At 72.3% G+C, this 21562-nt stretch carries 15 protein-coding genes, 2 tRNA genes and 1 pseudogene; 14 read left to right on the forward strand and 4 right to left on the reverse strand.

The features are described from left to right. Positions 1 to 181: 181 nt before the first annotated feature. Positions 182 to 1834, forward strand: coding sequence for a long-chain fatty acid--CoA ligase (locus E0F75_RS09535; RefSeq protein WP_187622042.1), 1653 nt, complete (start codon positions 182 to 184; stop codon positions 1832 to 1834). Positions 1835 to 1952: 118 nt separating this feature from the next. Here the strand turns inward: E0F75_RS09535 and E0F75_RS09540 are convergent, their stop codons facing one another. Together E0F75_RS09540 and E0F75_RS09545 are read right to left on the reverse strand one after the other, a co-directional pair. Continuing rightward, a complete protein-coding gene (locus tag E0F75_RS09540) occupies positions 1953 to 5906 on the reverse strand; it encodes a PAS domain-containing protein (RefSeq protein WP_187622043.1) in 3954 nt (1317 codons plus the stop codon). 147 nt (positions 5907 to 6053) lie between these two features. After that, on the reverse strand, positions 6054 to 6479 hold the full coding sequence (locus E0F75_RS09545) for an SSI family serine proteinase inhibitor (RefSeq protein ID WP_187622044.1): 426 nt from the start codon (positions 6477 to 6479) through the stop codon (positions 6054 to 6056). Positions 6480 to 6848: 369 nt separating this feature from the next. Between E0F75_RS09545 and E0F75_RS09550 the strand changes: the two genes are divergently transcribed. The 4 genes from E0F75_RS09550 (at position 6849) to E0F75_RS09565 (ending at position 8672) form a co-directional block, all read left to right on the forward strand. After that, positions 6849 to 6939, forward strand: a tRNA-Ser gene (locus E0F75_RS09550). Between the two features lie 221 nt (positions 6940 to 7160). After that, positions 7161 to 7233 (forward strand) — tRNA-Arg (locus E0F75_RS09555). 106 nt (positions 7234 to 7339) lie between these two features. Further along, positions 7340 to 7705, forward strand: a complete 366-nt coding sequence (locus E0F75_RS09560; protein ID WP_030318096.1) for a PH domain-containing protein — start codon at positions 7340 to 7342, stop codon at positions 7703 to 7705. A 142-nt stretch (positions 7706 to 7847) separates the two neighbouring features. After that, positions 7848 to 8672 carry a BRO family protein gene (locus tag E0F75_RS09565; protein WP_187622045.1) on the forward strand — a complete coding sequence of 275 codons (825 nt, stop codon included), beginning with the start codon at positions 7848 to 7850 and terminating at the stop codon, positions 8670 to 8672. Here E0F75_RS09565 and E0F75_RS09570 read toward each other — a convergent pair. Continuing rightward, positions 8657 to 9052 carry a hypothetical protein gene (locus E0F75_RS09570; RefSeq protein ID WP_187622046.1) on the reverse strand — a complete coding sequence of 132 codons (396 nt, stop codon included), beginning with the start codon at positions 9050 to 9052 and terminating at the stop codon, positions 8657 to 8659. The genes E0F75_RS09565 and E0F75_RS09570 overlap by 16 nt on opposite strands. A 64-nt stretch (positions 9053 to 9116) precedes the next feature. Here E0F75_RS09570 and E0F75_RS09575 point away from each other — a divergent pair, with 64 nt between their 5' ends. The 9 genes and pseudogenes from E0F75_RS09575 to E0F75_RS09615 form a co-directional block, all read left to right on the forward strand. Next, the gene (locus tag E0F75_RS09575; RefSeq protein WP_229312602.1) at positions 9117 to 9947 is read left to right on the forward strand and encodes a DUF2797 domain-containing protein; all 831 of its coding nucleotides are present in this window, start codon (positions 9117 to 9119) and stop codon (positions 9945 to 9947) included. Between the two features lie 85 nt (positions 9948 to 10032). Beyond that, positions 10033 to 10368 (forward strand): antibiotic biosynthesis monooxygenase, encoded by a 336-nt coding sequence (locus E0F75_RS09580; RefSeq protein WP_187622048.1) that lies wholly within the window; start codon positions 10033 to 10035, stop codon positions 10366 to 10368. 112 nt (positions 10369 to 10480) lie between these two features. Then, the gene (locus E0F75_RS09585; RefSeq protein WP_229312627.1) at positions 10481 to 11341 is read left to right on the forward strand and encodes an amidohydrolase family protein; all 861 of its coding nucleotides are present in this window, start codon (positions 10481 to 10483) and stop codon (positions 11339 to 11341) included. A gap of 85 nt (positions 11342 to 11426) precedes the next feature. Next, on the forward strand, positions 11427 to 12170 hold the full coding sequence (locus tag E0F75_RS09590) for a response regulator transcription factor (RefSeq protein ID WP_229312603.1): 744 nt from the start codon (positions 11427 to 11429) through the stop codon (positions 12168 to 12170). A gap of 6 nt (positions 12171 to 12176) precedes the next feature. Further along, positions 12177 to 13742 carry a HAMP domain-containing sensor histidine kinase gene (locus E0F75_RS09595; RefSeq protein WP_308189563.1) on the forward strand — a complete coding sequence of 522 codons (1566 nt, stop codon included), beginning with the start codon at positions 12177 to 12179 and terminating at the stop codon, positions 13740 to 13742. 26 nt (positions 13743 to 13768) lie between these two features. Beyond that, the gene (locus tag E0F75_RS09600; RefSeq protein WP_187622049.1) at positions 13769 to 15052 is read left to right on the forward strand and encodes a bifunctional glycosyltransferase family 2/GtrA family protein; all 1284 of its coding nucleotides are present in this window, start codon (positions 13769 to 13771) and stop codon (positions 15050 to 15052) included. Continuing rightward, entirely contained in the window at positions 15049 to 17295 is a 2247-nt protein-coding gene (locus E0F75_RS09605) for a glycosyltransferase family 39 protein (RefSeq protein WP_187622050.1), read from the forward strand. The genes E0F75_RS09600 and E0F75_RS09605 overlap by 4 nt, the downstream gene beginning before the upstream one ends. A gap of 75 nt (positions 17296 to 17370) precedes the next feature. Then, on the forward strand, positions 17371 to 18897 hold the full coding sequence (locus tag E0F75_RS09610; RefSeq protein ID WP_187622051.1) for an MFS transporter: 1527 nt from the start codon (positions 17371 to 17373) through the stop codon (positions 18895 to 18897). Between the two features lie 35 nt (positions 18898 to 18932). Further along, positions 18933 to 19691: pseudogene (locus E0F75_RS09615) on the forward strand (TetR/AcrR family transcriptional regulator); the annotation flags it as partial. 243 nt (positions 19692 to 19934) lie between these two features. Here the strand turns inward: E0F75_RS09615 and E0F75_RS09620 are convergent. Beyond that, positions 19935 to 21554: an MDR family MFS transporter gene (locus tag E0F75_RS09620; RefSeq protein WP_187622053.1), complete on the reverse strand. Its 1620-nt coding sequence runs from the start codon at positions 21552 to 21554 to the stop codon at positions 19935 to 19937. Between the last annotated feature and the right edge of the window lie 8 nt (positions 21555 to 21562).

Consider the following 21562-nt stretch of genomic DNA (forward strand, 5'->3'; position numbering starts at 1 on the left):
TACGTGGGTCCGCAGGAAGCCGACAGGAAGCAGGAGAAAAGCGTCAAAATCGGTACGGCGTTCCACTCGTGCCAGTGATCACTGGCATTTTCCGTACTCTCGGGTAGTGACATACCGCGCGGTACGTGCGCAGAATCGCCCCATCCTTTCTGCCACGTAGCGCCCACCGGGAGGACGCCCCGTGTACAGCACCATGCAGGACGTACAGCTGACCGTGAGCCGCATTCTCAAGCACGGAATGACGATTCACGGGAAGTCGATCATCACCACCTGGACGGGCGAGCCCGAGCCGCAGCGCCGCACGTTCGCGGAGGCCGGAGCACGCGCGCACCAGCTGGCCAACGCCCTGCGCGACGAACTCGGGGTCACCGGCGATCAGCGGGTCGCGACCCTCATGTGGAACAACTCGGAGCACGTCGAGGCGTACTTCGCGATTCCCTCCATGGGTGCGGTCCTGCACACCCTCAACCTCCGTCTTCCCCCCGAGCAGCTGGTGTGGATCGTCAACCACGCCGCCGACCGGGTCGTCCTCGTGAACGGCTCCCTGCTCCCCCTCCTCGCCCCGCTGCTGCCGCACCTGCCGACGATCGAGCACATCGTGGTCGCGGGCCCCGGCGACCGCTCCGTCCTGGACGGCGTGGCTCCCCGCGTGCACGACTACGAGGAGCTGATCGCGGGCCGTCCGACCACGTACGACTGGCCCGAGCTGGACGAGCGTTCGGCCGCCGCCATGTGCTACACCTCCGGCACCACCGGCGACCCCAAGGGCGTCGTCTACTCGCACCGTTCGATCTACCTGCACTCGATGCAGGTGAACATGGCCGAGTCGATGGGCCTCACCGACAGGGACACGACCCTGGTCGTCGTCCCGCAGTTCCACGTCAACGCCTGGGGCCTGCCGCACGCCACCTTCATGACCGGCATCAACATGCTCATGCCGGACCGTTTCCTCCAGCCGGCCCCGCTCGCCGACATGATCGAGCGCGAGAAGCCGACCCACGCGGCCGCCGTTCCCACCATCTGGCAGGGCCTCCTCGCCGAGGTCACCGCCAACCCCCGTGACCTCTCCTCGATGTCCCAGGTCACCATCGGCGGCGCGGCCTGTCCGCCCGCGCTCATGGAGGCGTACGACCGGCTCGGTGTCCGTCTCTGTCACGCCTGGGGCATGACCGAGACCTCCCCGCTGGGCACGATGGCCCACCCGCCGCACGGCCTCACCGCCGAGGAGGAGTGGCCGTACCGCGTCACGCAGGGCCGTTTCCCGGCCGGCGTCGAGGCCCGCCTGGTCGGCCCGGCCGGCGAACACCTGCCCTGGGACGGCGAGTCCGCCGGCGAGCTGGAGGTGCGCGGCACCTGGATCGCGGGCTCGTACTTCGGCGGCATCGACGGAGAGGTCATCCGCCCGGCGGACAAGTTCAGCGAGGACGGCTGGCTCAAGACCGGTGACGTCGGCGTGATCAGCCCCGACGGCTTCCTCACCCTCACCGACCGCGCCAAGGACGTCATCAAGTCCGGCGGCGAGTGGATCTCCAGCGTCGAGCTGGAGAACGCGATCATGGCGCACCCGGAGGTCGCCGAGGCCGCCGTCGTCGCCGTGCCGGACGAGAAGTGGGGCGAGCGCCCGCTGGCGACCGTCGTCCTCAAGGACGGTGCCACGGCGGACTACGAGACGCTGAAGGCCTTCCTCGCCGACGAGGGCGGCATCGCCAAGTGGCAGCTCCCGGAGCGCTGGGCGATCGTGCCGGCGGTGCCGAAGACGAGCGTCGGCAAGTTCGACAAGAAGGTCATCCGCAGGCAGTACGCGGAGGGCGAGCTGGACGTGACGCAGCTGTAGTCACGTATCCGTACCGGGGTACGGATACGGATACGGCGACGGGGAGGGCTTCGGCGACGAAGCCCTCCCCGTACTCGTTTCGCCGTACTCGTTTCGCCGTACTCGTGTCCGCGCCCGGCTAGTTGGTGCCGATCTTCGCGAGCAGGTCGACGATCCGGGCCTGGACCTCGGCGCTGTTCGAGCGCTCGGCGAGGAAGAGGACCGTCTCGCCGGAGGACAGCTTCGGCAGCTCCTCCTCGGCGAGGTCGCCCGAGGTGTAGACGACGAGCGGGGTGCGGTTGAGGTGCCCGTTCGCCCGCAGCCAGTCGATGATCCCGGCCCGGCGGCGGCGCACCTGCATCAGGTCCATCACCACCAGGTTCGGCTGCGTCTGGGTGGCGAGCGTGACCGCCTCGGTGTCCGTGGCCGCCCGCGCGACCTGCATCCCGCGCCGCTCCAGGGTGGCCGCGAGCGCCTCCGCGATGTCCTCGTTCTCCTCGATCAGGAGGACGCGGGACGGGTGCTGCTCGCTGTCGCGCGGGGCGAGCGCCTTGAGGAGGACGGCCGGATCGGCGCCGTACGCGGCTTCCCGGGTCGCCTGTCCGAGCCCGGCCGCGAGGAGTACGGGCACCTCGGCGGCGACGGCCGCCTGGCGCAGCGACTGGAGCGCGGTACGGGTGATGGGCCCGGTCAGCGGGTCGACGAACAGTGCGGCCGGGAAGGCGGCGATCTGGGCGTCGACCTCCTCGCGGGAGTGCACGATCACCGGCCGGTAGCCCCGGTCGCTCAGCGCCTGCTGGGTGGAGACGTCGGGGGCGGGCCAGACGAGCAGCCGGCGCGGGTTGTCGAGGGGCTCCGGGGGGAGTTCGTCGTCGACGGGGCGCGGCGCGGGCCGGTTGGCGACCTCCACGGCGCCACCGGGGCCGTCGAGCGGCTCGGGACCCTCGTCGGAGCCCTCGGCGGGCGCTCCTATGGCGTACGCGCGGCCCTCGGGCGCGCGGGACGGCGCCTGCGACGGGGTGTCCGCCTGCGGGTGCGGCCTGGCCTCGCCGAGGGCCGGTACGGGGAGTGCGGCCAGGACCGGCGGGTCGGCCTCCGGCGGGGTGGCGAGCCTGCGCCGCCGCCCGGAGCCGTTGGAGCCGCCTGAGGCACCTGAGCCACCGGCGCCGTGGGAGGGCGCGCCGGGGGCCGCGGGGGTCGCCGGGACGGGAGAGACGGCGGGGGTCGCCGGGGCGGCCGGGGCGGCCGGGGCGGGCGGCGGGACGAAGGGGACGCCCTGCCCGAGGGTGCGCACGCTGAACGCCCGCCCCTGGGTCGAGTCCTTCGGCATGGGCAGCTCGGGCGGCAGCGGTACGGAACCGGTGCCGGCACCGGTCGACGAGGTGCTGGACGACCCGGCCCCGGATCCGGAACCGGTGGTGTCCCGGGGTTCGGCCTGCGCGGTGGAAACGGCGTGAGCCGCGGACTGAGCCGGGTCCTGGGCCTGCGGCAGCGACGGCAGGGCCGGCAGCGACTCCGGCTCGGGCGGCGGGGGCGTCACGGCCCGGCGGCGCCCGGTCGGTTCGGCCGGCGGCTGTGCGTGCGGATGGGGCTGCGGCGGCGTGTGATCGGCGCCGGGGACACCCCGTACGGCCTCGTGCTGTCCCTCGTCGGAGACCGGCAGCGGCCCGGTGACGGGAGAGGGGGCACCCGGTCCCGCGAACGGCGCCGGACCCGGCTCGGAGGGACGGTCGGCATCGGCGGGCGGGAGCGCGAACGGCGTCCGGGGCCCGGCATCGGCCGCCGCCGCCCGCTCCTGCGCGGCGGCGAGCGCACGCCGACGGCGCCCGCTCGGCTGAGGCTCGGGCGCGACCTCGGCGGAGGCCACGGCCGGCAGGGCGCGAGCGAGCGCGGGAGCCGACGAGACCCCCGAGGGCTCGACGGCGACACCCTGCGGCGGCACGGCGGCGCCGAGCGCGGCCCGTCCTTGCGCGCCCTCGGCGGCGGTCACGACGGACCCCTCGGCGGGCCGGCCGCGGCGGCGGCCGGTCGGCTCGACGACGGAGGCGCCAGGGGCGCCCGGGGCCGAACCGAGGGCGGGAACGGCCTGTTCCACGCCCGAGTTCTGCTGGGCCGGGATCAGTTCGGCGGGTCCGCCGGCGGCGCCTCCCGTACGGGCGCGGCGACGCCCACTGGGCTCGGCACCGCCCTCGGGGACGACCGAGCTCTCCAGGAAGGCGTCCGTGGAGCTCCGTCGGGCGCGTCGCCGTCCCCCGCCGCCGGAGGTCTCCGGGGAGCCGGCGGAGAGCGCGAGAGGAGCGGAGGAACCGGAAGGGCCGGCGGAACCGGTGGAACCGGCGGGAGCCGAGACGGGCGCGGAAGCCTGCGCGGGCAGCGCGAGCGCCTCCCGACCACCGCCGACCTGCCCGCCGACCGGTCCGCCGACCGGTCCGAGTCCGGGCGTGCCGCCCGATCCGCCCGATCCGTCCGCTGACCCCGCATGGCCCGTCTCCGTCGCGGGGACCGTGCCCCGCCCCGTACCGACGGGGACTTCGAGGACGTACGCGCCGCCGGTCGTCCCCGGCACCTCGTGGGTCTGCACGACACCGCCGTGCGCCGCCACGATGCCGCGTACGACCGGCCCGTGGACCGGGTCGCCACCCGCGTACGGGCCGCGGACCTCGATCCGTACGACGTCACCGCGCTGTGCGGCCGCGACGACGATCGTGGAGTCGGCAGGCCCGGAGCCCTGGGCGGTGGCGCGGTTCTTGCCGGTCGCGTCGACGCCGGCGACGTCCGCCACGAGGTGCGCGAGCGCGGTCGCGAGCCGGGTCGCGTCGACCTCGGCCTCGATGGGCGGCGCGTGCACGGCGAACTGGGCGCGGCCGGGACCGATCAGGTCGACCGCTCCGTCGATGCCCGCCGTCACGACCCCGTCGAGGAGCGCGACGCGCTTGTCCAGCGCCTCCGTGCCCGCGTCCAGGCGCTGGTAGCCCAGGACGTTGTCGACGAGCGCCGTCATGCGGGCGTACCCGGCGGCGAGGTGGTGCAGGACCTGGTTGGCCTCGGGCCAGAGCTGTCCGGCGTCGTCGGCGGCGAGGGCGCCCAGCTGGGTGCGCAGCTCCTGGAGGGGGCCGCGGAGGGACTCGGCGAGGACGGCCGTGAGCTGCTCGTGCCGGGCGGCGAGGGAGGCGTAGCGCTCCTGCTGCGTCTCGCGGTCGGCGGCGTTCCGCTCGGCGCGGTCGGCGAGTTCGGCGGCGTTCTGCTCGACGAGTTCCTTGAGCTCGGCGGCGTGTTCCTCGACGAGCTGCTCGTACGGCCTGCGGTCGGTGAAGGTCATGACGGCGCCGACGAGCTGGTCGCCGTCGCGGACCGGGGCGGTCGTCAGGTCGACGGGCACGCGGTCGCCCTTCTTCGCCCAGAGGACCTGCCCGCGGACGCGGTGCTTGCGGCCGGACTTGAGGGTGTCGGCGAGCGGCGATTCCTCGTACGGGAAGGGCTCGCCGTCGGGGCGCTTGGCGAGGATCAGCGGATGCAGTTCCTGGCCGCCGAGTTCGCCGGCGCGGTAGCCGAGGATCTGGGCGGCGGCCGGGTTGACGAGGACGACGCGGCCGTCGGTGTCCGTGCCGACGACGCCCTCGGCCGCGGCGCGCAGGATCATCTCGGTCTGCCGCTGCGAGCGGGCGAGTTCGGCCTCGGTGTCGAGGGTGCCGGTGAGGTCCCGGACGACCAGCATGAGCAGCTCGTCGCCGGTGTAGCCGCCGTACGAGTCGTAGGCCTCGCGGCCGTCCTCCAGGCTGGCGCTGGTCACCTCGACGGCGAACTCGCTGCCGTCGGTGCGGCGGGCGATCATCCGGGTCGGCTTGGTGCGGCCGCGCTCGTCGGTGCCCTCGGGGCGGCGCATGGAGCCGGGGATGAGGCGGGAGTCGAAGCCGGGCAGGAGATCGAGCAGGCCGCGTCCGACGAGTGCGGTGCCCGGGGTCTCGAACATGCCGAGGGCGATGGTGTTGGCGTTGACGACCGTGCCGTTGCAGTTGACGAGCACGAGGCCGTCGGGGAGGGCGTCGAGTATGGCTGCGAGGCGAGCAGCGCCCCGGGATGGCCTGCTGCTCACGACGACGTTCCTCCCTGACGCACTGCAACGTGCATGCCCTATCGGCCGGCCGGCCCCATCTTGCCCCTCGGGCCGCACCCTGTCACGGAAGGGAGTCTAAGGGAGCCTCCGGGGGGCGACCCCGATCTCATCCCGTCCCATCCCGTCTCATCCCCGGACAAGAGGAAGGACCGGCTCCAGATTCTCCCAGCGGTTGATCTCACAGCCGTTGGCGCGGGAGAAACGGGCGTCGACCGTGCGGCCCTGCCAGGTGCCGGTGATGTGGGCGAGGGCGGGACCGCCGTACACCTGCGCGCAGAACTGGTCCGCGGGCACGGGCTCGAAGGGGTTCGCGCCCTCCTTCGCGAGCTGATCGAGGCGCCCGCAGGCGTTCTCCCGCGCCGGGTGGCTTCCGGCGGCCCTGTCGTCGCACCTCAGCTCGAAGGTGCCGTCGGCATCCGGGTAGCCGCTCTCGGAGATGGTCACGGTCAGCTTCTCGGGCGGCGAGAGCAGGGGCAGCGGCGGGAGCGGGCCGAGTCCCGCGGTGCCGGCGGCGGCGGTGGCGAGGGAGGCGAGGACGAGGCGACGCAGCATGCGGATCTCCAGGAGCGGGGGAGCGGGGAGCGGCGGTGTACGACGGACGCGGGCGCACGACGTGCCCCGCCCCGTCTAACGCTCCGGGCGCCGGGGCGTTGCGCAAGCGGGGTGCGCCGGGCGGGCGGCGGGCGGGCGGCGGGCGCGGCGCGGAGGCGGCTGCCGGTGGGTCCGGCGGCGTCGGCGGGCGCGGTGCGGAGGCGGCTGACGGTGGGCCCGGCGGCTGTGACGGCTTCGCCGGGCGCCACGTCGGGGCCGCTGGGCTTTGCCCTCGACCCCGGAGGGCTAGTACGGTGAGAATCGATTGGTGACAGCCGGTTCGCCTGTGTCATCATCTGCACGCACCACTCGCGTATGCGCGGGGTGCATGGAGGCGTCGCCTAGTCCGGTCTATGGCGCCGCACTGCTAATGCGGTTTGGGTCTTAAAGCCCATCGAGGGTTCAAATCCCTCCGCCTCCGCCCCTACCGAAGCCCCGGCCCCACAGGCCGGGGCTTCGGCCGTTTCCGCCCCGCCGACGTCCCGCCCCGCCCGCCCGTGCCACCCGGCCTGTGCGGCGTTTTCGCAGGTCACAAGGGGTGAGGCCAATGGATTTCACATGGCGGCGGCAGTCATGTAATGTTCTGTCTGTCGCCGCGAGCGGGTCGAAAGACCGGGGAGCGGAGACAAAACAAAAGAACAAGCACTCGTAGCTTAACGGATAGAGCATCTGACTACGGATCAGAAGGTTGCAGGTTCGAATCCTGCCGAGTGCACAGTTGGTCGAAGGCCCCGGACGAGAGTCCGGGGCCTTCGGCGTTGAGGGGGCGGAGGGTTAGGGTCGGATGATCGTTCTTTTCTCTTCGATGTGGGGGTTGGGGCATGGCGCTCTTCGGGAACGCGCACGCGATTGATCCGGCGCAGGCGCAGCAGGACTACGCGCGGCTGCTCGGGCAGGGGGAGCAGGTGCACGCCGCGTACCTGCTGATCCGCGACACCATCTTCTTCACCGACCGGCGGCTCGTGCTGGTCGACAAGCAGGGGATCACCGGCAAGAAGGTCGAGTACCACTCGATCCCGTACAAGAGCATCACGCACTTCGCGGTCGAGACCGCCGGCACCTTCGATCTGGACGCCGAGCTGAAGATCTGGATCTCGGGCAGCCAGCTGCCGGTCCAGAAGACCTTCACCAAGGGTGTCGACATCTACGAGGTGCAGGCGATCCTCACGCAGTTCGTCGCCCGCTAGGCGGCAGGGCGCCTTCGTAGGCGTGGGGGAGGGATTTTGGGGGGTATACCCGGGAATCTCTCCCCTTTTGGGTGAACCTGTCTGATTTGCATGTCAGTTGAATATGCCTTCGTCCTAGCTTGCGAGGCGGAGGTGATGATCGATGGATGCGATCGACATCGATGACTTGGTGTACGCCGCCACCGGCGCGCCCCTGCGAAGGCTGACCGCGTACGACGGGACCCACTGGTTCCCCGTCGTGGACGTGGCGAAGCGGCTGGGGTACGCGGGGACCCGGGAGGCGTTGCGGACGGTGACGCTGCCCGGGACGTGCCTGGCGTCCGCGCGGGAGCTCGCCGGGGACGAGGACTTCTCCGGCCGGTGCGGGATCAGGGCGTCGACGCGGATGGTGAGCCTGCAGGGGCTCGTGCAGCTCGTCGGGGCCTGCCGGAGGCCGGAGGCCGGGCCGTTCCGGGCGTGGACGGCCGAGGTCATAGCGGCGGTCCAGCGGTACGGGGGGTACGGGCTCGAACCCTCCCTCGTACACGGCGGGTTCGTGCTGCCGCCGGAGCTCGTCGACGTCCTCGTACGGCTCGACGGGCAGTTCGACGAGCAGGCCGTCGCGTACGCCGAGCACACCGAGTACGCGGAGCTGCTCCGCGAGACCCGGCGGAGCCTCTCAAGGGTCGCCGACTCCCTTGAACGGCTCTCCGTGCCCCGCCAGCGTGCCGGCGCCGCCGTCGCGCTCACCCCGCAGCAGCTCGTCGAGTCCTGGGCCATCACCGGGGACGTGCGCACGGTCGCGAGCTGCCTCGCTCCCGCCCTGGTCCGCGGCGGCGTCCGCTACCGGGCCCAGGAGGTCACCCGGCGCACCGGTCTCTCCGGCGACCGCGTCCGGGACTGCGTACGTCTCCTCATCGAGCGCGGGTGCATGCGGCAGGTCGGCGGGCCCGACGCCGACGGGGCACGGATCTACGTCCTGCCCTGAGCCGGCACGACGACGATCTGGTACGCGTCCGTGTAGACGACCCTGCCCGGGTCCGCCGACTCCAGGCGGACGCAGGGCACCCCGTGGTCACGCAGGATGCGCAGGTACGGGGCGACCCGGGCCAGTGCCTCGGCGGCCGTCGGGCGGAACCAGGCGGCCGCGCCCGGGTTCAGCTCCGGGTCGTAGACCGTCGGGTCGGCCGTGGCCGGGTCGGGGAAGTGGGCGTCGTACCAGTCGTTCGAGGAGCGCCAGATCGCCCACTCCCCGGGGGCCAGCCTGCCCTCTCGGGCCAGCAGGTTGGTCAGGCCGAAGACCCCGGGGTGGTTGCCCCGGGGGCCCGGTGTCGGGGACTGGAAGCGGATGTGGCGGAGACTGGACATCCGGGGAGCATAGGGAGGCGCGGGCGTGGAGTGGCGGTGTCGGGGGATCACCTGGAGCGGAGGCGTGCCCGGACTGCGGTGGCGGGGCGGAAGGGTCAGCGCCCTCGTGTACGGGCAGGGGCTCGCCTTCCGGGCCGTGGGGGAGCGGCGGTGCCCGGGGGCCCGGGGGAATCCCTGCCCGCTGGAGGCCGTCGTGCCCGGCCGGGCCACCGGAGGGCGGTGCGCGGAGTGCGCGCGGCTCGACCGGGCCCACTCCGTCGCCGCCGACACGTTCCTGGACGATCCCCAGCCGTACCGCGTGTACCTGGCCTGGTTCGGGCCCGGGATGACCAAGGTCGGGATCACCGCGGAGGCCCGGGGCGAGGCCCGGCTGCTCGAACAGGGCGCCGTAACGTTCAGCTGGCTCGGGCGGGGGCCGCTGATGGCCGCCCGGCGGACCGAGGAGGTGCTGCGGCAGGCGCTCGGGGTTCCCGACCGGGTGGCGTACGAGCGGAAGCGCGCCGCCCGGCACACCCTGCCGCCCGCCCCGGACCGGGCCCTGGAGGTCCAGGAGCTGTACGGGCGGGCGCGGAAGGTCGGCGGCTGGACGGAGACCCTGGAGCCGCTGGAGTTCGCCGCGCGCGACCACGCCGCGGCCTTCGGTCTCGACGGGCTGCCGCCGTTCGGCGGCACGGTCAGCGAGCTGGTCGACGGGGGCGTCGTCAGCGGGCGGCTGCTCGCCGCGGCCGGGCCCGATCTGCACCTGCTCGACCCCGGCGGACGCTGTCTCGCGCTCGACACCCGGCTGATGGGCGGGTGGGTGCTCCAGGGTGCCGGGGAGGGGGACGCCTTCTCCGTGCCGGTGTCGGAAGCGGTGTCCGCCGTCGACCTGAGCAGCCAGGGGGAGCTCTTCTGAGGGCCCGCGGTCCCTTCGTAAAGTCTTGGATCCCTTTCACCGGACGCCGTGGACATCCCCGCCCCGGCCCGGCGAGGGTGATCGCATGACCCCCAAGCTGGTGGCGGACCTCGAACCGCCTTACTACACCGCTGTGTTCACTTCGATCCGGCCCGAGGCCCTCGAGGGCTACGCCGAGACCGCCGTCCGGATGCGCGAGATCGTCGGCGAGCTTCCCGGCTTCCTCGGCTACGAGACCGCCCGCACCCCCGGTGGCATCGGCATATCCATCGCCTACTTCCGGGACCTGGAGGCGCTCGACGCCTGGCGTCTCCAGACCGAGCACCAGGCCGCCAAGGCGTACGGGCGGGAGCACTGGTACGACAGCTACAGCGTCCACATCGGCAAGGTCGAGCGGAGTTACAGCTTTGAGCGTGAGTAGCGAGAACGGCGCAAGCGGCGGAAGCGACCTGAGTGACGGAAGCGACGAGAGCGGCGGAAGCGACGAGAGCGGCGGAAGCGACGAGAGCGCCGAAGCCCGCGAGAGCGCCGACATCCGGGCGCTCGTCGAGCGGCTCGGGATTCCCGGGCTCGTCGACGTGCACACGCACTTCATGCCGCAGAACGTCCTCGACAAGGTCTGGGCCTACTTCGACGCCGTCGGTCCCCTGACCGGTACGGAGTGGCCCATCACCTACCGCGAGGAGGAGGAGCGCCGGCTCGCCCTCCTGCGGGATTTCGGGGCGGTCGCGTTCACCGCGATGCTCTATCCGCACAAGCCCGGCATGGCCGCCTGGCTGAACGCCTGGGCCGCCGACTTCGCCTCCCGTACCCCCGACTGTCTGCACACCGCGACCTTCTTCCCCGAGCCGGGCGTCGAGCGGTACGTCCGTGAGGCGCTCGACGCGGGGGCCCGGGTCTTCAAGGTGCACCTCCAGGTCGGCGGCTTCGACCCGAACGATGAGCAGTTGGACCCGGTGTGGGGAGAACTCGCCGACTCCGGGACCCCCGTCGTGGTGCACTGCGGCTCCGGACCCACCCCGGGCAGGTTCACCGGACCCGGGCCCATGGGGCGGCTGCTCGCCCGCCACCCCCGGCTTCGCGTGATCGTCGCCCATATGGGGATGCCCGAGTACGGCGACTTCCTCGACCTCGTCCAGCGGTACGAGGGCGTCCACCTCGACACCACCATGGCCTTCACCGATTTCAGCGAGCGGCTCGCGCCCTTCCCCCGGGCGGAGCTCAAGCGGCTCGTGGATGTCGGCGACCGGATCCTCCTCGGCTCCGACTTCCCGAACATCCCGTATCCGTACGTGCACCAGCTCCACGCCCTCGAACGCCTCGGGCTCGGGGACGACTGGCTCCGGGGGATCCTGTACGAGAACGGCGCCGCGTTGTTTCACGTGAAACTCTGAGGGCCAGGGCCTCGCCGCCCCTTTCTCAGGTAATTCACAGGAAAGGGCAAGAGGCCTCTCAGCGGCGGCCGACAGCGTGGGTTCCATGACCGTCACCACACGCCGTACCGGCACCCGCGCCGACCTGCTCCGTGCCGACGGCACCGCTGTCCGTGTTCTCGTCGTCGACGACGAGCCCTCGCTCGCCGAGCTGCTCTCCATGGCCCTGCGCTACGAGGGCTGGCAGGTGCGCAGTGCCGGGGACGGGGCCGCCGCCCTGCGCTCCGCGCGGGAGTTCCGGCCCGACGCCGTCATCCTCGACATCATGCTGCCCGACGTCGACGGACTGAGCCTGCTCGGCCGGATCCGGCGCGAACTGCCCGACGTGCCGGTGCTGTTCCTGACGGCGAAGGACGCCGTCGAGGACCGGATCGCCGGGCTCACGGCCGGCGGCGACGACTACGTGACCAAGCCGTTCAGCCTGGAGGAGGTCGTGGCCCGGCTGCGCGGGCTCATCCGCAGGTCGGGGGCGGCTCTCGCGCGCAGCGAGTCGCTGCTCGCCGTCGGGGACCTCACCCTCGACGAGGACAGTCACGACGTCACCCGGGGCGGGGACTCCATCCACCTCACGGCGACCGAGTTCGAGCTGCTGCGCTATCTGATGCGCAATCCGCGGCGGGTGCTCAGCAAGGCGCAGATCCTCGACCGGGTCTGGTCGTACGACTTCGGCGGCCAGGCCAATGTCGTCGAGCTCTACATCTCGTACCTGCGGCGGAAGATCGACGCGGGGCGCGCCCCGATGATCCACACCCGGCGCGGGGCCGGCTATCTCATCAAGCCGGGGGAGTAGCGGCTCGTGGTGCGAGGTGCAGAGCAGCGGCCACGGTCTCAGCGGACACGGAGGCCGTGGTCGCTGCGGACCCGTCTCGTCGTCTCGGCGGTCGCCCTGATCGCGGTCGTCGCGGCCGTCATCGGCACGGTCACGACGATCGCGTTCCGCTCGTACCTGTACGACCAGGCCGACGACGAGGTCCGAAGCCTGTCCAAGCGGGCCGCCGGGCCGCCGGCCCGCGTCGGCCTGCCCGATCCGGACAGGAAAAGGCCGCCGCTCGGCTTCCTCGACGACCCCGGCGCACCGATAGGGACGCTCGGGGCGGTCCTGATCGACGGGGAGGTCTCCGCGGCCGGCTACTCGACGGAGGCGGCCGGCGAGGCCGGCGCGGACGCGCCGCTGTTCCCCATCAAGGAGCTCGACGCCGGCCAGCGGTCCGCGCTCTCCGCCGTCCCCCGTGACGGACAGCCGCACACCGTCGATCTGCCCGGCGGCCTGGGTTCCTACCGGGTCGAGTACGGGGAGGGCAGCCGCGGCGCCTTCCTCACCGGAATCCCCCTCACCGAGGTCGAGGACGCGCTCTCCACTCTGATCCTCGTCGAGCTCAGCGTCACCGGCGCCGGGCTCTTCGCCGCCTCGCTCGCCGGAACCGTGCTCGTCCGGGTGGCCCTGCGGCCGCTGCGCCGGGTCGCCGTCACCGCACGGCAGGTCGCCCGGCTGCCGCTGCACAGCGGCGAGGTGGCACTCCACCAGCGGGTCCCCGACGCGGAGGCCGATCCGCGGACCGAGGTCGGCCAGGTCGGCGCCGCCCTCAACCGGATGCTCGACCACGTCCACTCCGCGCTCGACGCCCGCCAGCAGAGCGAGACCCGTGTCCGGCAGTTCGTCGCCGACGCCAGCCATGAACTCCGCACCCCGCTCGCCTCGATCCGGGGGTACGCGGAGCTGACCCGGCGCGGCCGCGAGGAGTGCGGGCCCGACACCCGGCACGCCCTCGGCCGCATCGAGTCCGAGGCGACCCGTATGACGGGCCTCGTGGAGGACCTGCTGCTGCTCGCCCGGCTCGACGCCGGCCGCCCCCTCTCGTACGAGCCCACCGACCTCGTCCCGCTGGTCGTGGACGCCGTGAGCGACGCCCGCGCCGCCGGGCCCGACCACCACTGGTCCCTCGAACTGCCGGAGGACGGCGGCAGCCCCGTACGGGCGGACGGCGCCCGGCTCCAGCAGGTCCTCGTCAACCTCCTCGCCAATGCCCGTACGCACACCCCGCCCGGGACCGAGGTCACCGCGCGGGTCCGTACCGAGCCCGGTGCGGTGACCGTCCGGATCGAGGACGACGGGCCCGGCATCCCGGCGGCGCTCCTGCCCGCCGTCTTCGAGCGGTTCGCGCGCGGCGACGCCTCCCGCTCCCGCAACGCCGGATCCACCGGCCTCGGGCTCGCCATCGTCCGGGCGGTCGTGTGCGCGCACGGGGGCGAGGTGGGCGTCGAGAGCGCCCCGGGCCGGACCGTCTTCACCGTCCGGCTGCCCGCCGCGTCTCCGGCGGAAGCCCCCTCACAGGCAGGCCACAGGCTCATCACACAGCCGTGACAGCGGCCCCGGCGAGTGTCGGTGGCATGCGAACCCCAACGATCGCGGGGCCCCCGTCCGGGGCCCTCCCCGCCCGGGAACACCTGCCGGTGAACATCGCGGGACGGCCCGTCCTGGACGTGGTGATTCCCGTCTACAACGAGGAGAAGGACCTGGAGCCGTGCGTCCGCCGGCTCCACGAACACCTCCTCCGGACCTTCCCGTACGGCTTCCGCATCACCGTCGCCGACAACGCCTCCACCGACACCACCCCCGAGGTCGCCGCCGGTCTCGCCGCCGAGGTGCCCGAGGTGCGCTCCGTACGGCTGGAGCAGAAGGGGCGCGGCCGGGCGCTGCGGACGGTGTGGTCGGGCTCGGACGCGCCCGTCCTCGCCTATATGGACGTGGACCTGTCCACCGATCTGAACGCCCTGCTCCCGTTGGTCGCGCCGCTCATCTCCGGCCACTCCGACCTGGCGATCGGCTCCCGGCTCGCCCGCTCCTCGCGCGTGGTGCGCGGCCCGAAGCGGGAGTTCATCTCACGCGCGTACAACCTGATCCTGCGCGGCTCGCTCGCCGCCCGGTTCTCCGACGCGCAGTGCGGGTTCAAGGCGATCCGGCGCGATGTCGCCGAGCGGCTGCTGCCGATGGTCGAGGACACCGGCTGGTTCTTCGACACCGAGCTGCTGGTCCTCGCCGAGCGGGCCGGGCTGCGCATCCACGAGGTGCCCGTCGACTGGGTCGACGACCCGGACTCGACCGTGCACATCGTGAGCACGGCCACCGACGACCTGAAGGGCGTCTGGCGGGTGGGCCGGGCCCTCGCGACGGGTTCGCTGCCGCTCGACCGGCTGGCCAGGCCCTTCGGGGACGACCCCCGGGACCGTGAACTCACCGGTGTGCCCGGCGGACTTGCCCGGCAGCTGGTCGGCTTCTGCGTGGTCGGGGCCCTGTCGACGCTGTTCTACGTCGCCCTGTACTCGCTCTTCCGGCTGGGTGTCGGCCCGCAGCTCGCCAACGCCGCCGCACTCCTCGTCTCCGCCGTCGCCAACACGGCGGCCAACCGGCGGCTCACCTTCGGGGTGCGGGGCCGGGACCGGGCCGTCCGCCACCAGGCGCAGGGGCTCGTGGTCTTCGCCATCGGCCTGGCCCTGACCAGCGGTTCGCTCGCCGCCCTCGGTGCGGCGACCGGCGATCCGGCGCACTCCACCGAACTCGCCGTCCTGGTCGTCGCCAACCTGGCCGCGACGGTCCTGCGCTTCCTCCTCTTCCGGCTCTGGGTCTTCCCCGAGCGGTCCACCTCAAGGAACGACCCAAGGAACGACCGATGACTTCGACCTCCCTGGCCGCGCCGGCCGGCGCGGCCCATGCCGTGCCGTCCCGCGGTGGCCCGCTCACCCGGCTGTGGCGCGGCCGCGCCGAGGACGCCCGCTGGGTCCGGCCCGCGTTCCTCGGCCTGCTCGCCGTCACCGCCGCGCTCTACCTGTGGAACCTGAGCGCCTCCGGCTACGCCAACTCCTTCTACTCCGCCGCCGTCCAGGCGGGCGGCGAGAGCTGGAAGGCCTTCTTCTTCGGTTCGCTCGACGCGGCCAACGCCATCACCGTCGACAAGCCGCCGGCCGCCCTCTGGCCGATGGCCCTCTCCGTCCGCCTCTTCGGGCTCGGCTCCTGGCAGATCCTCGTGCCCGAGGTCCTCATGGGCGTGGCGACCGTCGCCGTGCTCTACGCGGCGGTGCGGCGCCGGTTCGGCGCGGGCGCCGGCCTGATCGCGGGCGTCGTCCTGGCGCTCACGCCCGTGGCGGCGCTGATGTTCCGCTTCAACAACCCGGACGCGCTGCTCGCCCTGCTCATGACGGTGGCCGTGTACTGCGTGCTGCGCGCCCTCGAACAGGACCGGGGCGCGGCGAAGTGGCTCGTGTGGGCCGGGGTGGCCTTCGGGTTCGCGTTCCTCGCGAAGACCCTCCAGGCGTTCCTGATCCTGCCGCCGCTCGCCCTCGTCTACGGGGTGTGCGCGCCGGGCGGGATCGGGCGCCGGATCGGCCGTCTCGCCCTCGCCGGGCTCGCGATGCTGGTGTCGGCGGGCTGGTGGGTGGCGCTGGTCGAGCTGTGGCCGGCGTCCTCCCGCCCGTACGTCGGAGGCTCGCAGAACAACAGCTTCCTGGAGCTGACCTTCGGCTACAACGGCCTCGGCCGCATCAACGGCGACGAGACCGGCAGCGTCGGCGGCGGGGGAGGCGGCGGTGGCATGGGGGGCGGCCGGTGGGGCGAGACCGGCATCGTCCGGATGTTCAACGACTCGGTCGGCGGCCAGATCTCCTGGCTCCTGCCGGCCGCGCTGATCCTGCTCGTCGCGGGGCTCGTCGTCACCTGGCGGGCGCCCAGGACGGACACGGCACGCTCGGCGTTCCTGGTGTGGGGCGGTTCGCTGCTGATCACGCTGGCCGTGTTCAGCTTCATGGCCGGCATCTTCCACGAGTACTACACGGTGGCCCTGGCCCCGTACCTCGCGGCGCTCGTCGGCATGGGCGCGGCCGTGCTCTGGGAGGAACGGAGCCGGCTGCTCGCCTCGGCGGCCCTCGCGGTGACGGTGGCGGTGACCGCCTGGTGGGGCTGGACCCTGCTCGGGCGGACGCCGGACTGGCTGCCGTGGCTGCGCTGGACGGTCCTGGGCGCGGGCGCGGTGGCCGCACTCGGGCTGCTGTTCGCGGGCCGGGTGGACCGGCGGCTCGGCCTCGGGGTCGCGGGCCTCGGCCTGGCGGCGGGACTCGCGGGTCCGTTCGCGTACACCCTGGCGACGGTGGACGCGGGACACCAGGGCTCGATCGTCACGGCGGGCCCGGCGGGCGGCGCGATGGGCGGCCGGGGTCCCGGCGGCGGCATGCGGATGTTCGAGGGCGGGGGATTCCCCGGCGGCGGACAGGGCGGGGGCGGCCAGCTGCCCGGCGGCCAGGGCGGACAGGGTGGCCGGATGCCCGGTGGTCCCGGCGGCCAGGGCGGTCAGATGCCGGGTGGTCAGGGTGGTCAGGCCGGCGGTCAGCTGCCCAACGGCCAGGGCCAGGGCCAGGGCCAGGGCCAAGGCCAAGGCCAAGGCCAGGCCCAGGGCCAGCTGCCCGGTGGCACCCCGGCGCAGGGCATGACCCGGGGCGAAGGCCAGGGCGGCGGTGGCGGGGGTATGGGCGGTCTGCTCAACGGCGCCAGCGTCGGTACGGAGGCGAAGGGCGCCCTCCTCAAGGACGCCGACGCGTACACCTGGGTCGCGGCCACGGTCGGTGCCCAGAACGCGGCCAGCTACCAGCTCGCCACCGAGAAGCCGGTCATGGCGATCGGCGGCTTCAACGGCAGCGACCCGTCCCCGACGCTCGCGCAGTTCAAGCAGTACGTCGCCGACGGGAAGATCCACTACTTCATCGGCAGCGGCGAGAGCGGCGGCACCGGTGAGGACGGCGGGGGCCGCATGGGCGGCGGCGGTGGGCCCGGCGGCAACTCGGAGATCTCCGCCTGGGTCGCGGAGACCTTCCAGAAGGTCACGGTCGGCAACGCCACCTTCTACGACCTGACCGCCGAGAAGTCATAAGCGCTATACAGCGTAAGAGAGTCCTTGTACGGTGTACGAGACCTAGTCTCGTACACCGTACAAGGAGTACTGCCCATGACGGCGACGACCGCCGCGACCGAACCGACCGCCACCGGCGGTCACCCTCAGCGCTGGCTGATCCTCGGCGTCATCTGCCTCGCCCAGCTCACCGTGCTGCTCGACAACACCGTCCTCAGCGTCGCCATCCCGTCGCTGACCTCCGAACTCCACGCGACCACCACCGACATCCAGTGGATGATCAACGCGTACTCGCTCGTCCAGTCCGGCCTGCTGCTCAGCGCGGGCAATGCCGCCGACCGCTACGGACGCAAGAAGCTGCTCGCGATCGGACTCGCGCTCTTCGGCATCGGCTCGCTCGCCGCCGGACTCGCCGACTCCACCACGCAGCTGATCGCCGCCCGAGCGGGCATGGGCGTCGGCGGCGCGCTGCTCATGACCACCACCCTCGCCGTCGTCATGCAGATCTTCGACGACTCGGAGCGGGTGAAGGCCATCGCGCTCTGGTCCACCGTCGCCTCCCTCGGCTTCGCCGGCGGGCCGCTGATCGGCGGCGTGATCCTGAACCACTTCTGGTGGGGAATGATCTTCCTGATCAACATCCCGGTCGCGGTCGTGGCCCTGGTCGCCGTCCTCAAGCTCGTACCGGAGTCCAAGAACCCGCAGGGTGAGCGCCCCGACCTGCTCGGCGCGCTGCTCTCCACCATCGGCATGACCGCCGTCGTGTACGCGATCATCAGCGGCCCCGAGCACGGCTGGGTCTCCGCCCAGGTGCTGGTTCCGGCCGCGATCGGGCTGCTCGGTCTCGGCGCGTTCGCGCTCTGGGAGCTGCACACCCCGTACCCGATGCTCGACATGCACTTCTTCCGGAACCAGAAGTTCATCGGCGCCATCGGCGGTTCGATCCTGGTCGTCTTCGGCATGGGCGGCTCGCTCTTCCTGCTCACCCAGCACCTGCAGTTCGTGCTCGGCTACGAGCCGCTGGAGGCCGGTCTGCGGATGGCGCCGCTCGCGCTGACGATCGTCGGTCTCAACCTGACCGGCATCGGCCCGAAGATCGTCATGAAGCTGGGCACCCCGCCCACCGTCGTTCTCGGCATGACCCTGGTCGCCGGCGGTCTGACCTCGATCTCGCTGCTCGGCGGCGGCACCGACGGCAGCTACGCGGGCATGCTCCTCGGGCTGGTCCTGATGGGCGGCGGCATCGCCGTCTCCTCCCCGGCCATGGCCAACGCGATCATGAGCTCGATCCCGCCGGAGAAGGCGGGCGTCGGCGCCGGAATCAACGGCACCCTCGCCGAGTTCGGCAACGGCCTCGGTGTCGCCGTCCTCGGCGCCGTTCTCAACGCGCGCTTCGCCGCGCTCGTCGCCGTCACCGCGACCTCCCTCCCGGCCGCCCTGGCGGCAGCCGGCGGCGAGGCCGAGCGGCGGGAGATCGCGGACGCCTTCGCCTCCGGCCTCCAGACCAGCCAGCTGGTCGGCGCGATCGCCGTCTTCGCGGGCGGTCTGGTGGCGGCGGCCCTGCTCCGGCGGGCCGAGCGGACGGAGAAGGCCCTGACGCCCGACCAGTCGATCGCTGCCTAGCATGGTCACGGAGATCTGACAGACGGAGGAACGCGATGGTCAAGGCAGCCGACCGGGCCAAGAACCCGGCGCGTTCCAGCGTCTGGCTGGAGACCCGGACCCCGCGGAGCGGCGGCGGTCCGGCCGGTCTCGACCGGGACCGGATCGTCGCCGCCGCGATCCGGATGCTCGACGAGGAGGGCCTGGCCAAGCTGTCGATGCGCAAGCTGGCGGCCGAGCTGAACGTCACCGCGATGTCCCTGTACTGGTACGTGGACACCAAGGACGACATCATCGAGTTCGCCATGGACAGCGTGTACGGCGAGTTCGACCTCGCGGCGGTGGAGGCCGCCGACGGCTGGCGCGACATGATCCGGGCGCTCGCCCTGGAATACCGCCGGATGCTGGTCCGCCACCCGTGGATGTCGCCGAGCGCCGGGCAGTACCTGAACATCGGCCCGCACGCGATCGCCGTCGGCACCAAGATCCAGGAGGCGATCGGCGGCACCGGCCTGCCGATCGACCGTCAGCCCAGTGCGACGTCGGCGGTCTTCCAGTTCGTGTACGGCTACGGGACGATCGAGTCCCAGTTCGGGCGGCGCGCGGCGGAGGCCGGGATGTCGCAGGACGACTTCTACGTGGAGTCCGTCAAGGCCTTCCGTGACAACCCGGGCTTCGTGGAGGCCATCGAACCGATGGCGGAGATCCTCGACGAGCGGGCCTCGCACGGCAGTGTCACCGAGATCTGGGACCGCGACTTCGCCTACGCGCTGGACGTCCTGGTCGCCGGCATCGACGCGATGGTTTCCCGTGAAACCGAGGCCCGTGCGACCGAGCCCCGTGCGACCGAGGCCCGTGAAGCCGCGGCCCGTGCGACCGAGCCCCGTGCGACCGAGGCCCGTGAAGCCGAGCCCCGTGCGACCGAGCCCCGTGAAGCCGAGCCCCATGAGGGCAGGGCCCCCGAAACCGGGAAATGACGGAGCGGCGGGCCGTCCCCTGCCCGCCGCTCCGTACTCGACCCGGCCGCGCCTCCGCTCGAAGCGCGGCCGGGAGTCTTTCTAGGCCTCCACGGCCACCGGCTTCTCGTCGGCCTTCACCGAGCTGCTCTTCAGGGCGACTTCCTTGATGAAGAGCGTCACCACGAAGGCCAGCAGCGCGAACGGCGCCGAGTAGAGGAAGACATCGCCGACGCCGTGTCCGTAGGCGCTCTCCATGACCGTGCGGATCGGGGCCGGCAGCTTGTCCATGTCGGGGATGCCGCCGCCCGTGCCGCCCTGGCCCATGGCGGCCGCGGCCTTCGGGCCGAGCTCGGCGAGGCCCTCCTTGACGTAGTCCGTGACCCGGTGGGCCATGACCGCGCCGAGCGCCGAGACGCCGATCGCACCGCCCAGGGAGCGGAAGAAGGTGACGACGGAGGAGGCGGCACCGAGGTCGGCGGGGGCCACCTGGTTCTGGGTGCAGAGCACCAGGTTCTGCATCATCATGCCGAGGCCGAGGCCGAGGACCGCCATGAACAGCGCGATGTGCCAGTACGTCGTGTCGTAGCGGATCGTGCCGAGCAGGCCGAGACCGCCCGCGGCGAGGGCGCCGCCGCTGACCAGCCACGCCTTCCACCTGCCGGTCTTGGTGATGACCAGACCCGAGACGGTGGAGGAGACGAACAGGCCCGCGATCATCGGGATGGTGAGGACGCCGGACATCGTCGGCGACTCGTTCCGCGCCAGCTGGAAGTACTGGCTGAAGAAGACCGTGCCGGCGAACATCGCGACACCCACGAACAGCGAGGCGAGCGAGGCCAGGGTGATCGTGCGGTTGCGGAAGAGGCGGAGCGGGATGATCGGCTCGCTCGCCTTCGACTCGACGAGCAGGAAGATCCCGCCGAGCGCGATCGCGCCGAGCACCATCACGGCCGTCTGCCAGGACATCCAGTCGTACTTGTCACCCGCGAAGGTGACCCAGATGAGGAGCAGCGAGACCGCGGCGCTGATGAAGAAGGCGCCGGCCCAGTCGACCTTGACCTTGCGCTTCACGACGGGGAGCTTGAGGGTCTTCTGCAGGACGATCAGCGCGATGATCGCGAAGGGCACGCCCACGTAGAAGCACCAGCGCCAGCCGAGCCAGTCGGTGTCGGTGATGACACCGCCGAGCAGCGGGCCGCCGACGGTGGCGACGGCGAAGGTCGCGCCGAGGTAGCCGCTGTACCGGCCGCGCTCACGCGGGGCGATCATCGCGGCCAGGATGATCTGGGAGAGGGCGGTCAGACCGCCGACGCCGATGCCCTGCACGACACGGCAGGCGATGAGCATGCCGGTGCTCTGCGAGAGACCGGCGACGACCGAGCCCGCCACGTAGATGACCAGGGCTATCTGGACGAGCAGCTTCTTGGAGAAGAGGTCCGCGAGCTTGCCCCAGAGCGGCGTGGTCGCGGTCATCGAGAGGAGTGCGGCGGTGACCACCCAGGTGTAGGCGGACTGGCCGCCGCCCAGGTCGTTGATGATCTGGGGGAGGGCGTTGGAGACGATCGTCGAGGACAGGATGGCGACGAACATGCCGAGCAGCAGCCCGGACAGCGCCTCCATGATCTGCTTGTGCGTCATCGGGGCGCCGCCGGAGGCGGTGTCCCCCTGCTTGGCGCTCCCGCCGCTCACACCGGTCTCTGGTGTGGTGGTCGTAGCCATCAAGTTCC

The sequence above is a fragment of the Streptomyces sp. CB02980 genome (genome assembly GCF_014451325.2).
Taxonomy (GTDB): Bacteria; Actinomycetota; Actinomycetes; order Streptomycetales; family Streptomycetaceae; genus Streptomyces.